This window comes from Micromonospora sp. NPDC023814 (assembly GCF_040639595.1).
Lineage (GTDB): Bacteria > Actinomycetota > Actinomycetes > Mycobacteriales > Micromonosporaceae > Micromonospora.
The window spans coordinates 1-14,751 of record NZ_JBFAAF010000115.1 but is presented as its reverse complement, the minus strand read 5'-3'; the positions used below and the strand labels follow the sequence as shown (position 1 = coordinate 14,751).

General features: G+C 72.8%; 12 protein-coding genes. 6 read left to right on the top strand and 6 right to left on the bottom strand.

The window, feature by feature from the left end:
- Window positions 1–547: 547 nt before the first annotated feature.
- The gene (locus AB0G14_RS33080) at window positions 548–1,144 is read left to right on the top strand and encodes a hypothetical protein (protein WP_357704289.1); all 597 of its coding nucleotides are present in this window, start codon (window positions 548–550) and stop codon (window positions 1,142–1,144) included.
- A 56-nt stretch (window positions 1,145–1,200) separates the two neighbouring features.
- Window positions 1,201–1,401 (top strand): zinc ribbon domain-containing protein, encoded by a 201-nt coding sequence (locus AB0G14_RS33075; protein ID WP_357704293.1) that lies wholly within the window; start codon window positions 1,201–1,203, stop codon window positions 1,399–1,401.
- A 57-nt stretch (window positions 1,402–1,458) separates the two neighbouring features.
- On the opposite strand, the gene AB0G14_RS33070 is transcribed toward AB0G14_RS33075, so the two are convergent.
- The 5 genes from AB0G14_RS33070 to AB0G14_RS33050 all read right to left on the bottom strand — a co-directional run bounded on the left by AB0G14_RS33070 (window position 1,459) and on the right by AB0G14_RS33050 (window position 8,088).
- Complete coding sequence (locus AB0G14_RS33070; protein ID WP_357704287.1) at window positions 1,459–2,376, bottom strand: RNA polymerase sigma-70 factor; 918 nt, start codon at window positions 2,374–2,376, stop codon at window positions 1,459–1,461.
- Window positions 2,373–3,566 (bottom strand): FAD-dependent oxidoreductase, encoded by a 1,194-nt coding sequence (locus tag AB0G14_RS33065; RefSeq protein WP_357704285.1) that lies wholly within the window; start codon window positions 3,564–3,566, stop codon window positions 2,373–2,375. The genes AB0G14_RS33070 and AB0G14_RS33065 overlap by 4 nt, the downstream gene beginning before the upstream one ends.
- A gap of 226 nt (window positions 3,567–3,792) precedes the next feature.
- Window positions 3,793–5,262, bottom strand: coding sequence for a dynamin family protein (locus AB0G14_RS33060; protein ID WP_357704283.1), 1,470 nt, complete (start codon window positions 5,260–5,262; stop codon window positions 3,793–3,795).
- Window positions 5,259–7,100, bottom strand: a complete 1,842-nt coding sequence (locus AB0G14_RS33055; RefSeq protein ID WP_357704291.1) for a dynamin family protein — start codon at window positions 7,098–7,100, stop codon at window positions 5,259–5,261. The genes AB0G14_RS33060 and AB0G14_RS33055 overlap by 4 nt, the downstream gene beginning before the upstream one ends.
- Before the next feature lie 103 nt (window positions 7,101–7,203).
- Window positions 7,204–8,088, bottom strand: coding sequence for an IniB N-terminal domain-containing protein (locus AB0G14_RS33050; RefSeq protein WP_357704281.1), 885 nt, complete (start codon window positions 8,086–8,088; stop codon window positions 7,204–7,206).
- A 296-nt stretch (window positions 8,089–8,384) separates the two neighbouring features.
- On the opposite strand from AB0G14_RS33050, the gene AB0G14_RS33045 reads away from it, so the two are divergent.
- The 3 genes from AB0G14_RS33045 to AB0G14_RS33035 are packed head-to-tail and all read left to right on the top strand — an operon-like array spanning window position 8,385 to window position 12,735.
- Window positions 8,385–9,659, top strand: coding sequence for an Hsp70 family protein (locus AB0G14_RS33045; RefSeq protein ID WP_357704279.1), 1,275 nt, complete (start codon window positions 8,385–8,387; stop codon window positions 9,657–9,659).
- Window positions 9,660–9,664: 5 nt separating this feature from the next.
- The gene (locus AB0G14_RS33040) at window positions 9,665–12,259 is read left to right on the top strand and encodes a helix-turn-helix transcriptional regulator (protein ID WP_357704277.1); all 2,595 of its coding nucleotides are present in this window, start codon (window positions 9,665–9,667) and stop codon (window positions 12,257–12,259) included.
- The gene (locus AB0G14_RS33035) at window positions 12,256–12,735 is read left to right on the top strand and encodes a roadblock/LC7 domain-containing protein (RefSeq protein ID WP_357704275.1); all 480 of its coding nucleotides are present in this window, start codon (window positions 12,256–12,258) and stop codon (window positions 12,733–12,735) included. The genes AB0G14_RS33040 and AB0G14_RS33035 overlap by 4 nt, the downstream gene beginning before the upstream one ends.
- A 59-nt stretch (window positions 12,736–12,794) precedes the next feature.
- Here AB0G14_RS33035 and gdhA read toward each other — a convergent pair whose 3' ends face one another.
- Entirely contained in the window at window positions 12,795–14,132 is a 1,338-nt protein-coding gene (gene gdhA / locus AB0G14_RS33030) for an NADP-specific glutamate dehydrogenase (protein WP_357704273.1), read from the bottom strand.
- A 115-nt stretch (window positions 14,133–14,247) separates the two neighbouring features.
- On the opposite strand from gdhA, the gene AB0G14_RS33025 reads away from it, so the two are divergent.
- Window positions 14,248–14,568 carry a MazG-like family protein gene (locus AB0G14_RS33025; protein ID WP_357704271.1) on the top strand — a complete coding sequence of 107 codons (321 nt, stop codon included), beginning with the start codon at window positions 14,248–14,250 and terminating at the stop codon, window positions 14,566–14,568.
- Window positions 14,569–14,751 lie beyond the last annotated feature (183 nt).

Here is a 14,751-nt window from a genome sequence, read left to right as displayed (position 1 = left end):
GGGGTGTGGCCCGCCGTGCCCGGCTCCGGGCGGTCAGGCTTGATCCCTGCGCCGGGCGCGGCGGGCCACACCCCGTCGGTGGTCGCGGGGCCGTCCGTGCCGGGATGTCCGGTTGGCGTCGAGCTGCCCCGTCTGGGAGACCACGTGTCACCCCAGGCTCGGTGGTCTGCGCCGGCACCATGTGCCCCATCTGTGGGGCAGCTCGACAGGGGCCGGGTAGCACCCCCGATGGGTTCGCTTCTGGTTGACCGGGGGCATCGTGGGCGCGGAATCGTGGCGGGGCCGGGGTCGTTACACCATGCGTACGGCCGAGCAAGGCCGCGCCGCCTCCGGGTGGCGGGGTGTGGGTCCCCGGAATGATGGTGGGCCGCCGGTCGTTACACATGGTCCCGGCCCGTGCAGGGCGACCCCTCGCCCCGCGTGGATGGCCGGTTCTGATCTTCCCGGCGAGACGCCGGATCCCCTGTTCTTTGAGCGCCGGACGGTGCTTGCACCCCTCGCTGACCCCCTTCGGCGTTGTGGTGCCAACCCCCGAATGGAGCATCTGATGAACACGATCATGCGTAAGAGCGTTCTGGGTATTGCTGGTCTGGCTGTTGCTGGTGGTCTGGCCGCTGGTCCGCTGAACCACACCACCACCGCCCCCGAGGCGGCGGGCCCGGTCGCCGCCGTTGCGGTGCAGGCGGACAAGCCGGCTGTGGACAAGGCGAAGCTGATCCCGCATGGTGTGCAGGGTGCGCAGTCGCGGATCGACCTGTCGGACGAGCAGGTCGGTAACGTGAAGGCGATCATTGCGGCGACGAAGAAGGCCGGGATGGACGAGCGGGCCGCGGTGGTGTCGATCGCGACGGCGTTGCAGGAGTCGAAGCTGGAGAACCTGGGTCATCTGGGTGACCGCAACGACCACGACTCGCAGGGTCTGTTCCAGCAGCGCCCGTCGAGCGGTTGGGGCACGGTGGAGCAGATCACCGACCCGGAGTACTCGACGATGGCGTTCCTGAAGGGTCTGAAGCAGGTCGACGGGTGGCAGGACATGCCGCTGACCGAGGCCGCGCAGACGGTGCAGGTGTCGGCGTACCCGGACCACTACGCCCAGTGGGAGCAGCAGGCCGCCGACCTTGTGGCCGAACACTGGAACAACTGACAGTTGCGTGATGCCGCTGGCCGGTACCCCGTTCGGGGTGCCGGCCAGCGGCGTTTCTGGCAGGCCAGCGCACTGACCTGCTCGCCACACTCTCCCTCGGCACACGCCACTGGACGTGTCCGAGTTGCGGCACCCGGCATGACCGGGACGTCAACGTCGCCCAGAACATCGCCGTCGCGGCCGGGCTGGTCGAGACGCAAACGCCTGCGGAGCGGACGTCAGACACGAAGGGCAACCTTCCGTGCGGTCTGCGATGAACCAGGAACCCCAACCCGCAAGGGTGGGAATCCCTCGCCATTAGGCGGGGGAGGATGTCAAGAGAGTTCGTGGCGAGTTCCGTCGGCGACGGCGTGGAGCTTGTCGGGGTTGGCCACGTTGTGGATGGTCGAGATGCGGCCCTGCGGGTCGAAGTCGAAGGTCAGCGTGGCGACCACGCGGTCCGGGCCGCGGAAGACCACGCCCGGGCCGCCGTTGATCCAGGTGAGCTCTGCCCGCATCTGCCCGGGCTCGATGCCCTGGTAGGTCACGGTGCCGAGCGCGGCGAACCAACGGGCCACGGTCTCCAGGCCGACGACCGGCTTGAGGGCCTGGCGGACCTTGCCGCCGCCATCGGTCCACAGCGTCACGTCCGGGCAGAGCAACTCCATGAGGGTGTTGATGTCGCCGCCCGTCGTCGCCGCGAAGAAGCGTTCGGTGACGTCGCGTTGGCGGGCGCGGTCGGCGGTGAAACGGGGTCGGCGGGCCTGGACGTGCTCGCGGGCGCGGTGCGCGGCCTGCCGGACCGCCGTCTCCGAACGTTCCACCGCCTTTGCGATCTCCGCGTAGCTGAAGGCGAAGACCTCCTTCAGCACGAAGACCGCGCGCTCCAGGGGGCTCAGCGTCTCCAGGACCACCAGCAGGGCCATGGAGACCGAGTCGGCCGTGGCGACGCCGTCGGCGGTGTCCGGGCCGGTGAGGATCGGCTCGGGCAGCCATGGCCCGACGTAGGTCTCGCGCTGGTGGCGGGTCGAACGAAGCCGCTCCATCGCCAGGTTGGAGACGATCCGGGTCAGATAGGCCTTGGGGTCGGCGACCTGGGAACGGTCGGCCGCTGACCACTTGAGCCAGGCGTCCTGGACCAGGTCCTCGGCGTCGGCGGCGGTGCCGAGGATGCGGTAGGCGACGGAGAAGAGCAGGGTGCGGTACTGCTGGAAGGCGAGCTGGTCGGGGCTGGCCTGCTGCGGCTGGGTCACTTGGCGCTCCGGATCCGGGTGTAGCGGCCGCCGTGCGGCCAGAACGCGCCCGAGGCGGGCATCTTCTTCATGCGGGCGAAGGTCGGCCACGGCGCGGCGGTGACCGCCTCCTTGTACTTCGCGGCCCGCTTGCCGGTCAGCACGATCCGGCGCGGGCTGTCGTCGGGGTGGGTGAACTGCACGACGGCGTCGTTCCGGCCCAGGCTGACGGGGGTGTGGTAGTAGCCGAAGCGGAAGGGCTTGGGCTCCTTGCCGGCTAGCACCCGCAGGATCGAGAGGGCCGCGTGCACGCCGGTGGGCATGCCGCCCTGGCAGGTCCCGTGCATCACGCCGTAGCCCTGACGGATCGCCGCCGCGTCGCCCACGGCGTAGACGTCCGGGTGGGAGACCGAGCGCAGCGCGCTGTCGGTGACCACGCGGCCGCGCTCGTCGACGGTCAGGCCCGCGGCGGCAGCCAGCGGCGAGACGCGGGTGCCGCTGGTCCACAGCACCGCGGCCGCCGGGATGCTGGAGCCGTCCGCGAGCTCGACGCTGTCCGGCAGCACCTTGGCCACCTCGACGCCGCTGCGTACCCGCACGCCGAGCCGGGCGAGCGCCGCGTCCAGGTAGGCCTTGGCCTTCGGGTGCATGCTCGTGCCCGGCTCCTGCCGGCCCAGCAGCACCACCTGGAGCTCCGGGTGCCGCTCGGCGATCTCCGCGGCGGCCTCGACGCCGGTGAGGCCGCCGCCGCCGACCACGACGGTCCCGCCGTCGAGCCGGGTCAGCCGGTTGGCGAGGAGGGCGGCGTCCTCCGGGCTGTTGAGGGTGTAGGCGTGGTCGTCCACGCCAGGGACGGTGACGGTGTCCGCGATGCTGCCCAGGCCGTAGACCAGGGTGTCGTAGCGCAGGACCCGGTCGTCGTCGATCCGGACGGTCTTCGTCTCGGCGTCGACGGCGGTGACCCAGCCGCGGACGAAGTCGGCGCCGGTGCCGTCCAGCAGTTCCGGGATGTTCATCTCGGCCGTCTCCTGGCCGGTGGCAGTCATGTGCAGTCGGAGCCGTTCGGTGAAGGTGTCGTAGGGGTTGACCAGTGTCACTCGCAGGTTCCCACGCTTCCTGGTGCGGGCCGCGAGCTGGATCGCGGCGGAGAGCCCGGCGTAGCCGGCGCCCAGGACCAGGACCTCGTGCCGCTGCGCTGTTGTCGCGTTCATCGCTCTGCTGTCTCTTTCGTGTCGGTCGTTCCCGCTGTGCGGACGACCACCAGACGCAAGCTGCCGTCCCGTTCGTGACATGGGGGCTGATATGGCCCACGTCACATTGCGAAGAGAAAGCGGGTGCGCGGCATCAGCACTCCGAGCACCGCGACGCGCAGCATTCAATCATGATCGACTGGCTTCGCGCGGGAACCGACGGAACAACAGGAGTCGCGTCCGACCGTCAGCGGCCGCCCTCGGCCAGCTCGGCGAGCATCCCCTCGCAGCTGCGGACCACGACCTGTGCGCCCCGCCGCTGGGTCAGCCGGAGCGAGCTGTCCTCCGCCCGGTTCCGCCAGCTCCACTGCGCGTCGGCGGCGACATCCCAGAGCTGCTGCGTGGTCGCGTCGTGTTCGACGCCGAGTCGGGCGGCCAGCCCGACGCCGTCCCCGCCGACCAGCCGCCGTGCCTCCTCGGCCAACTCGGTGTCGAATCCGAGCCGGGTGTTCCGCAACGCCGCGAGCAGTCGCAGCTCCTGGAACTCGTGCGCGCCGGCGAGGATCTGCTCCAGCATGGTGAGCAGCTCATCGGTGCCCGGTTCGGGTTCGGCTCGCAGCAGCGCCTCCACGGCGACCATCGCCGAGCGTGCCTTGAGCGCGTCCCGCCGGTCGATGAGGAGGCGGTTCACCGACTCGCGCAGCTCGGTCAGGCCGCTGCGGCGGATGAGTTCGGCGGACAGCTTGGCCCGGTTGTCGCAGCCGGTACGGACCAGGGTGGTCGCGAGCCGGACCCCGAAGAGGCCGAGCCGGTCGAGCAGCGCGGCGCGTACCCCGGCGTCCAGCCGTACGGGTAGCTCGCCGCCGGCGAAGCGGTCGGCCGAGAGCAGGTGGGGCTCCAGGGCCTCGCGGGGCACGCGGGCCAACTGCGCGAGCACCGCGAAGTCCGACTCGCTGAGCATCCGGCCGGCCAGGCCGATCAGCCCGCTGCACGCCACCGTGTCCACGCAGAGCGCGTTCACGCGGGGGTCGCGGTACTGCCGCCGGGCGAGTTGGCGGGCGGTGAGCAGGGCGTCGATCTGTCCGCCGCCGGTCTCGTCGGCCCGGGACAGCACCAGGACGACGTTCACCGGGGCCGCCTGGCCGACGGCGCTCTCCCGGCTGGTCTCCAGGACCCTCAGGTCGGTGCCGCGACCGTCCCGGGTCAGGTACAACACCGCGTCGGCGTCGCGCAGCACCCGGTCCATCACCGGCGCCCGGCCGTGCTCGTCCACCCCGGTGATCGCGGGCGTGTCGATGAGGGTCATCTGCCGCAGGGCCCGGGTGGGCCACCGCACCACGATGTCGCGCAGCTCGCCGGCTCGCCAGCCGACGAGGTCCACCCGCATCCCCGTCGCCGACTTGACCATCGCCAGATCCTGCGGCGGGTGACTGGTCGAGTAGGCGATGGCACGTGGCTGCGGCGCGTCCTCGTACCAGGTGAAGACGTCTGTGCCGTCCGCGTCGCCGACGGGCGCGACCTCCTCGCCCATGATGGCGTTCAGCACCGTGGACTTCCCGGAACGCCAGGGGCCGGCGACCGCGATGCGCAGCGGCTGCTCCAACCGCGCCAGTTGGTGGCGGAGACCAGCGGTGGCGCGGGGGTTGTCCCGGTAGAGCTGCAGGGCGCGCTGCAACAGCCCCCACACCGCCTCGTCGAGCCGCAGGCCGACGGTCATGCGGGGGACCCCAGCCCCGCCGGGGCGGTCCGGGCCCCGGTCAACTGCTGGGCCTGGTCGTAGAGCGCGGCCAGCCGGGTCATCTTCAGTCGGATCTCGCGCTGGCGCTGCTCGCGGACGGCCATGTCGGTGTCGGCAGCCTGCTTGGCGGTGCGGAACGACTGGATGATGGCCTCCTGCAACTCCTCGGTCAGCGCGGTGAAGTGGTCTCGGAGCATCCGCTGCACCTGTCGGACGGTGTCCCGGCAGTCCTTGTTCATGCGGACGAAGTAGTCGTCGACGTGGCGCTGGATCGCCGTCTTGACCGTCGACTGGCGGCGGCGGAGCAGCTGTCTGCTCTCGTCGTGGATGCTCTTGCCGCCAAACAGCGCGCCGGCGCCGATCGAGACAGGGTTGATCATCGGCATGCCGGCCAGCGTGAGCGCAAGGCCGAACATCAGCAGGCCCCCGTACGAGCCCTTCATGCCGGTGATCACCTTCTGGCTCGCGGTGAACCGGTCGATGTGCGGCCGTTCGATCTCCGGCAGCCGGTCGCCGAGGTCCTCCGGCACGGTCACCGACCAGGGCGGCAGCACGTCGTAGCCATACCGGGCGAAGTTGGCGGCCACCCGGCGCGCGGCCCAGTCGCAGCGCTGGACCAGCCACTCGTGGTTCGCCTCCGCCGCCTCGGCCAGGCTGCGTTCGAGCCAGTCCTGGAAGGTGTCCCAGGCGACGAGCGGGTCCGCCTTGTCGAACGCCTCGTCGACCATTCGCAGGATCTGGCGGGTCCGGTCGCGCAGGTCGTACTCGATGTCGGAGAGCAGGTCGCCCATCTCGTCACTGAGGGTGTTCTGCCAGCGCGTGGAGCAGCGGCGCAACTCGTCGACCTCCCGCTGGGCCGCGTGCAGCTGGGAGATCGGGCCCGACTGCTGCTGCGCCTCCTGGCTCTCCAGTTCGGCGCGGAGCGGCGCGGCGAGCTGTTCGACCACCGTTCTGGCGGTCAACGCCACCGAGGCGCGCGCCAGCGGATCGGCCTTGCCAGCCAGGTCGCGCCGGAGCCGGGCGATCAGCACCGGGAAGCCCGACTCGGCGTTGAGCTCGCGGTCGTCGGTGACGGCCGCCCGCAGGCGTAACGCCGACGAGACCGGGATCAGCGCCGCCGGTACGCCTGCCTCGGCGAGGTGTCGCCGGTTGCGCTCGGCGACGGCACGCCAGTCCGTCACCAGGTCGGTCTTGGTCTGTATCACCACCACGTTCGGGTGCGACCGGGTGATGTGCAGCAGCATGTTGATCTCGGCGACGGAGAGTTCCCGGGTCGAATCGGAGACCAGCAGCACCGCGTCCGCACGACTCACGGCGGCGATCGGGGCGCCGCCACCGATCGCGGTCGCCTCGTCGCTGCCGGTGGTGTCCACCAGCACCAGTCCGGCGCCGAGCAGCGCGCGCGGCAGTCCGATCTCGACGTGCGCGGGGCCGCCGCCGGGCCGGCGCCCGAGCGTGCCGGCCACCGCGGGCGCGATCCGGTCCACCGGTACCGCAGTTCGTTCGACGGTCCCGGCGTCGACCGGGCCCGCGGCGGGCGGCGTGTGGACCACCGCCGCCGAGGCGACCTCGCCGTGGCGTACGACCGTCGGCAGCACAGTGGTGGGACCGTCCCCGACCGGGCAGACCGGAGCGTTGACGATCGCGTTGACCAACTGGCTCTTACCCTGGTTCGGCTCGCCGACGACCAGGACGCGCAGGGTCGGGTCGAGCAGTTGGGCGCGCTTGTCGCGGACGGCTTGGAGCAGGTCACCTCGCCCGTGTTCGCGGCACGTGCGGGCGATCCCGTCGAGCACGTCCAACCAGATCCCCGCCATCACCGCACCAAGTGTGCGGATTTCGGCTCAAATATCAAGAGGGATGCGGAGAAAGCCGGATCGCCGTCCGCGATCCGGCTTCCTCGCCGTCGTCTGGAAACGATCAGAGCAGACCGTCGCCGAGACCCAGCAGCCCGCCGCCGGAGGAGGCGGAGACCTCGCCGTGGACCTCGGCCTTGCCGCTCACACCGCCGGTGACGTCACCGGTCACGCCGCCGACGGCGCCGGTGACGCCGCCGAGGACGCCGTCCACCTGGCCCGTCACGCCGCCCACAGTCGACGGCACGTCGACCGGCGGGACCAGGCCGGTGCCGCCGTCGCCCAGACCGAGCCCGCCCAGCGCGTCGTCGCCACCCAGCGAGCCGGCGATCCCGCCGACCTGGCCCTCGGCGCCGGACAGCGCGCCCCCGAGCAGGCCGTCCGGAGTGCCGAGCAGGCCGTGGTCGGTGGCGTCGAGCACGGTGCCCGGGTTGCCGACCGTGCCGGCCAGATCCCCGACCACCGGGTCGGCCGTGGTGTCCACCGCGCCGACCACGTCGGCGTCGAGGGTGTGCGCCAGGTCGTGCACCCCGACGAGGTTGGTGTCGAGACCGTTCTGCCCGACACCCAGGCTGATCCCGGGCAGCACGGTGGCCGTGACGCCGACGGCCGCCGGGTCGACGGTGATGGCGCCGAGCACACCGGCCTTGACGTCCAGGCCGCTGTAGCCGCCGATGCTGAGCTCCGGCGTCGCCGTCTGCAGCTGACTGACGGCGCCGGTGACGTCTGCCGCGAGCGGGTCGGCTCCGAGCTGACCGGTCACCGGAGCCACCGGGGCGAGCCCCTGGGTCGGGGCGTAGTCGACCACCAGCGGGACGACGTCCTGCACGTCGGCGGGGGTGATGTCGGTGAGGCCTGCGGCCTGCAGCGCGCCCTCCGGGTCGAGGTCGAACGCCGCCTTGGCGTCGGCGTCGGTGAGCAGATTGAGCACGAAGTCGTGCAGGGTCATGTGCGGGATCTCCTCGATGTGCGTTGGCGACCGTTGATCGTCGACAGTGACGCTATTGCCGGTGACCGGCTCCGGTCATCGGGGACGAGCCCCCGACCCGCCCCGCCGGACTAGGGCACGCGTCCCCTCGTACGTTAGGGGGAATGGGGGTCCCGACCCGGCCTGATTTAGGGTCCTGATGCCGGAGTGATCTCTGGTACGAACGTAGGAGCCCACGGGGTTTGCCGGGGGTGGTCGCCGCGCGGTGTGGACGCCGTCGCCCCGACCGGCCGACTCGCGGTGAGGGAAGAAAGCGCATGCCGTACGTCCTGGGGATAGACATCGGAAGCACCAACACCGTGGCCACCGTTGCCCGGCGACAGGGCGCGACCTGGAGCCGCCCCGAGGGGGTCCTGCTGGACGCGGGGTTGGTGATCGTGCCGTCGGTGCTGCACCTCGCCCTCGACGGCAGGCTCACGGTCGGCGAGCCCGGCACCGACGACGGGGCCCGGACGGCCCGGGGCTTCGTGCGGCGGGTCGGCGACGACGTGCCCCTGATGCTCGCCGGCGAGGCGTGTCCACCGCAGACGCTGACCGCGGTGCTGACGTCGTGGGTGGTCGAACGCGTGCGCGACCGCGAGGGTGAGCCCGCCCAGGCCGTCGTGCTCAGCCACCCGGCGGGCTGGGGCCGGCATCGGCGCGAGCTGTTGCACGCCGCCCTGCGGGAGTTCGGCCTGGGCCACGTGACGCTGCTTCCGCGTACTGTCACGGTGGCCGAGAGCCACGCGGCACGGGGCTTCCCGGGCAGCGCCGCCGTCGTCTACGCGCTGGGCGGCAACACCTTCGAGGCGGCTCTCGTCCGCCGCACCCCACGCGGCACGTACGAGACCTTCGGCTTCCCGCAGGGACTCGAGTGGATCGGCGGTGCCGACTTCGACGAGGTGCTCGCCGAGCACGTGCGGACCGCACTCGCCCGTGACCTCGGCGGCACCGCACCCCGGCAGGCGTACGACCCGCTGCGCGGGCTGCTGCCCGGGTGCGAGCGGGCCAAGCGTGAGCTGACCGTCGGCACGCAGACCGACGTGCTCCTGACACTGCCGAGCGGGCCGGCCCGCGTGCCGGTGAGCCGGGTGCAGTTCGAAGACATGATCCGCCCGGCGGTGCAGGCGACGATCGACCTGCTGCTGCGGACCGTACACTCCGGTGGGCTGGCGCCGACGCAGCTCGACGGCGTCCTGCTCGCCGGCGGGTCCACCCGGATCCCGCTGGTCGCCGAGCTGCTCGCCGCGGCCCTCCCGATACCGGTCGAGGTGGAGCCCGATCCGCAGCTGACCGCCGCGACGGGCGCGGCCCTCGCCGCCTGTCAGATGGTGTCGCCGCGCCCCCGGCGCGAGGGGCGGGACGACGGCCCGGCCCCCGATGGCACCGCCGGCCGCGTCGGCGCGCCGGCCGTCGCGCCGCAGCACCGACCTGGTCACCAGAGCGGGGTCGCAAGCGAACCACCACCGCGCCCCCCGGTCCGGTTCGCCCCTCTGGAACTGCCGAAGGCGTCCCGCCTGGCGCTGGCCCGACGGCGGGGCGGCAGAGGATGACCAGCATGACCATGAGCGGCGTCGCCGGGCACCGGCTGGTGCTGGACCGGCGACCGCAGGGCCTGCTCGACGCGGTGGCGGCGGCTCCGGCGTCGCCGCTGGTGCTCGGCGTGACGGGCCCCGGCGGCCACGGCCGCAGCGCCTACCTCCAGGAGCTGGCCGCGGTCTACCGGCAGGCCGGGTGCACCGTGCTGGAGAGCGCGCCCAACCAGCCCGACGCGGTCGACCCGGACACGGTTCTCCTCGTCGACGACGCGCAGCTGCTGGACGACGCCCGGCTTCGGGCGCTGCGCCACCTGGTGACCGCCCGCCGGCACCGCCTGGCCGTCGGCTACCGACCGTGGCCCCGGCCGGCGGCGCTGGTCGAGCTGGCCGCCGCGCTGCGGCGGGACGGGCACCTGGTCCTGCTCACCCCGTTCACCAGGGAGCAGACCGCCGCCTACCTCGCCCGCGCGCCGGAGCTCGGCCGACAGCCCGACCTGGTCGACTTCGTGCACGGGCAGACCGGCGGCGTGCCCCGCTACGTCGAGCGGCTGGTCCGCGGGCTGCGCGGTCAGGAGGGGCCACCAGGCGTTCCCGCGGAGCCGTCCCGGCAGGTCATCCTCGAGTTCGGGCCGGATCTGGAGGACCTGGCTCCCGACGTCCGACGGCTGCTGCTCGCCGTCGCGGCCGGCGTACCGCTGCCGGTGGACCTGCTCGGCGCGCTGCTCGACCGGGAGCCGGTCGAGGTGGACGAGCTGATCGGCGCGACCCGGGCGGCCGGGCTGCTCGGCGCGGACGGCCGGCTCGCGCCGATCGTACGGCGGGCGGTGACCACGCTGAGCCCGGTCACCGAGCGCGCCGCGGTCTGGCTCCGGCTCACCCAACTGCAGCTGGCCCGGGGTGGGCCGGTCCTCCCGCTGGTCCGCTCGCTGCTCGCCGCCGGAGTGGCCGGCGAGTGCCCGGCACCGACGCTCGAGGCCGCCGCCGAGGAGGCGCTGGCCGGCGAGCCCGCGGTCGCGGCGGAACTCTTCGCCGCGGCCACGGCCGCCGGGCGGCCCGCCGCCGTCCGGCAGGCCGTCGCCGCAGCGCTCGCCGGTGACCTCGACCTCGCCCTGCGGCTGGCGGACCGGCTGCTCGCCGCGGCCCCCGTAGCCGAGCAGGTGGAGGCGGCGGTGGTCGCCGCGACGGCGCTCGCACACCGTGGCCAGGGCGTTCGCAGCGTGGAACTGTACCGGTGGGCGGGCGGCGCCACCGCGGAGGCGTTCGCCGCCCTCGGCGCACTCGCCGTCGGCCAACAGGTCGACCGAGCGGACCCGCCGCCGGACGACCGTGCCGGTGGACCGCCCACCCTGCACCACAGCGCCGCCCGGCTGATGGCCGACGGAATTCGGGACAGCCTCGCCGGACCACCCACCACCGCGCTGTCCACCCTCGTGCAGGCGGCGGCGCTGCTGGAGCCGGCAGGCCGGGCGGTGCTCCTGCCGGACAGCCCGGCCGCGCTCGCGGCGTTGACGGCGATGCACTGCGGCGAACTGGACATCGCCGAGGGCGTGCTCGACCGGGCAGTGACCAGCGGCACCGGCGGTCCGCTGTTTGCCCGGCGGCACCGGTTGCTGCAGGCCTGGATCGCGATGGTCCGAGGACGGACCGGCCTCGCCGCCGACCACCTCGCCACGGTGACCGCCGGCGGCCGGCCGCTCGAATCGCGCGACCTGCTCCTCGCCAGGGCGATGGAGATGGGGATCGCCCGGCGCAACAGCGACCTCGGCGCGCTCCAGCGTGGCTGGGGCGCCGCCCTGGAGGCGCTGGTCCGCCACCCGGTCGACCTGTTCACGCTGCTGCCGCTCGGCGAGTTGGCCATCGCCGGGGCCCGCCTGGGCCACCTGAGCCGGCTGGAGCCGTACCTGCGCCAGGCGCGGCAGTTGCTGGCCCGGCTCGGCGACCCGCCGCTGTGGACCGTGCCCCTGCACTGGAGCGGCCTGCACGCGGCGATCCTCGCCGAGCGACCGACGACGGCCGACGACCACGTGGCCGCCCTGCTCGGCGTGGCGGACCACAACCGGTACGCCACGGTGGTCGCCGCAGCCGCCGCCTGCTGGGTGGAGGTGTTGCGCGGGACGGTCGACCCGGCCCGGGTGGAGGCCGCCGCCCGGGGGCTGCACGACGCCGGGCTGTGCTGGGACGGCGCTCGGCTCGCCGGCCAGGCCGCCATCCGCACCTCGGACCGACGGGCGATGACCACCCTGCTGGACTGCGCCCGGATGCTGCAGGGACGCCCGGCCGGGACCAAGGGCGGGCCGCGCCCTCCGGGCGGTACCGCCGACGCCGTCGCGAGTCCCGCACGGCACCGCCTCAGCGAGCGGGAGTGGGAGGTGGCCGAGCTGGTGCTCGCCGGATCGACCTACCGCGAGATCGGTGACCGGCTGTTCATCTCGGCGAAGACGGTGGAGCACCACGTGGCGCGGATGCGGTCCCGGCTCAACTGCGCCAACCGGGCCGAGCTGCTGTCCCTGCTGCGGACGATCCTCGCCGACCGGTCGGACGGCGCGGCTCGGCAACCCTGGCCGGAACGGACGCCGTCGAGGTCCCGGTCACGAGAGCAAGGAGACGACAGATGACGCCTTCCGTGGTCAGCGTCGACAGCCTGAGCGGCGCGTTGAACGACCTGGTCGACCGGGTGCCGGGGGCCGAGTTCGCGGTGGTGCTGTCCCCGGACGGGCTGCCGCTCGGCGCCTCCCGGGGGGTCGACGAAGAACTCGCCGGGCGACTGTCCGGTGTGGTCGGGGGACTGGAGGCCTTCGGCCTGGCCGCGGCCCGGGTGTGCGTCGGTGGGGCGCTGCGTCAGGTCGTCGTGCAGATGTCGCGGGCGTTCCTGTTCACCGCCACCACCCGGAACGGGGCGATCCTCACCGTCCTGATCGGCGGTGACGCGGAGGTCGGCGACATGGCGTACGAGGTGGCGCTCTTCGTAGGGCAGGCCGAACGGCACCTGCCGGTGCGCCTCGAAGCGGCCTCGACGGTGCGGGGCGGGGACACCGGTCCGGACTCCGGCCCGGCCCCCACCTGGCCGGGCCCGTCGGTGGCCCGCCGCTGACCGCCCGCACGAGCACATCGACCAGCGGGACCAGCCGGCGTCGAGCCCGGTGACGCCGGTCAGATCAGGCCGTGCGCCAGCATCGCCTCCGCCACCCGGCGGAACCCGTCGATGTTCGCCCCGGCCACGTAGTCGCCGGGCAGGCCGTACTCGTCGGCGGTGGCCCAGCAGCGGTCGTGGATGTCCCGCATGATCCCCCGCAACCGCTGCTCCGACTCGGCGAAGGTCCACGAGTCCCGGCTGGCGTTCTGCTGCATCTCCAGCGCGCTCACCGCCACCCCGCCGGCGTTGGCCGCCTTGCCCGGCGCGAACCGCACCCCGGCCCGGCCCAGGATCCGCACCGCCTCCGGCGTGGTGGGCATGTTCGCACCCTCCACCACCGCGACGCAGCCGCCGGCCACGAGCGCCGCGGCCTCCGCGCCGCCGATCTCGTTCTGCGTCGCGCACGGCAGCGCCAGCTGGCAGGGCACCTCCCAGACGGTACGACCGGAGACCGCCACCGCGTGCGGCACGTGCCGCGCGTAGTCGTCCAGCCGGGCCCGGCGCTGTTCCTTCAACTCCCGCAGCAGTTGCAGGTCGATGCCCTTCTCGTCGAGCACGTAGCCGGACGAGTCCGAGCAGGCGACGACCTTCCCGCCGAGCTGGTGCACCTTCTCGATCGCGTAGATCGCCACGTTGCCGGAGCCGGACACCACCACCCGCTTGCCCTCCAGGCCGTCCCCGGCCTGCCGCAGCATCTCCTCGGCGAAGAACACCGCCCCGTAGCCGGTCGCCTCCCGGCGCACCTGCGCGCCCCCGTACGCCAGGCCCTTGCCGGTGAGCACGCCCGACTCGTACCGATTAGTGATCCGCTTGTACTGGCCGAACAGGTAGCCGATCTCCCGGCCGCCCACGCCGATGTCCCCGGCCGGCACGTCGGTCTCCGCGCCGATGTGCCGGTACAGCTCGGTCATGAAACTCTGGCAGAACCGCATCACCTCGCGGTCCGAGCGCCCCTTCGGGTCGAAGTCCGCACCGCCCTTGCCGCCGCCGATCGGCATCCCGGTCAGCGCGTTCTTGAAGATCTGCTCGAAGCCGAGGAACTTCACGATCCCGAGGTACACCGACGGGTGGAAACGCAGCCCGCCCTTGAACGGGCCGAGCGCGCTGTTGAACTCCACCCGGAAACCCCGGTTCACCTGGACCCGGCCCTGGTCGTCCTCCCACGGCACCCGGAAGATGACCTGCCGCTCCGGCTCGCAGATCCGCTCGATGATCCTCGCCTCGGTGTACTCGGGGTGCCGGGCCAGGGCAGGGCCGATGCTCTCCAGCACCTCGCGCACCGCCTGGTGGAACTCCGGCTCTCCCGGATTGCGGGCGACCACGCTGGCGAACACCGTTTCCACGGACTCTGGCATACCGACACGTCCCTTCACTACTTGCTGGTAGCCACGTTGCTACCACCCGGCGTCCGCGTACCCGCCAACCGTCCCGGGATACGGACCGTGACCTTCGTCCGGTTCACTATTCGCCGTGGACGACTCGATCTGGGCCGCGGTCCGGGCCTCGCGCGGCTGGCTGGACGCCGCCAACGGCACGGGACAGGCCGAAATGACCTGCCGGATCCTCAAGCTCACCGAGGAGGCGGGGGAGGCGGCGGGCGCCTGGATCGGTCTGCTCGGCCAGAATCCACGCAAGGGTGTCACCCACACGCGGGACGACGTGGCGGCGGAACTGGCGGACGTGGCGTTCACCGCGCTGGTCGCCATCGAGAGCCTCGGACTGGACGCGGCAACGGTGCTCGGCTCGTGTGCGGCCAAGGTCCGGGGCCGGGTGGGCTCCCTTCCTGGTTGAGGTTCTGGTCCTCGTCTCTTCTGTGCGTGTGCTTGCCTTGCGTCGCTGTGCGTTCGTGGTGGGGGTGTGGCCCGCCGTGCCCGGCTCCGGGCGGTCAGGCTTGATCCCTGCCGAACTGTTCGTGTTCGATCCGCAGACCCGGCAGGTGGTCGAGCGCGTGGTTCCCGCGCCCGGCGGCTCGGC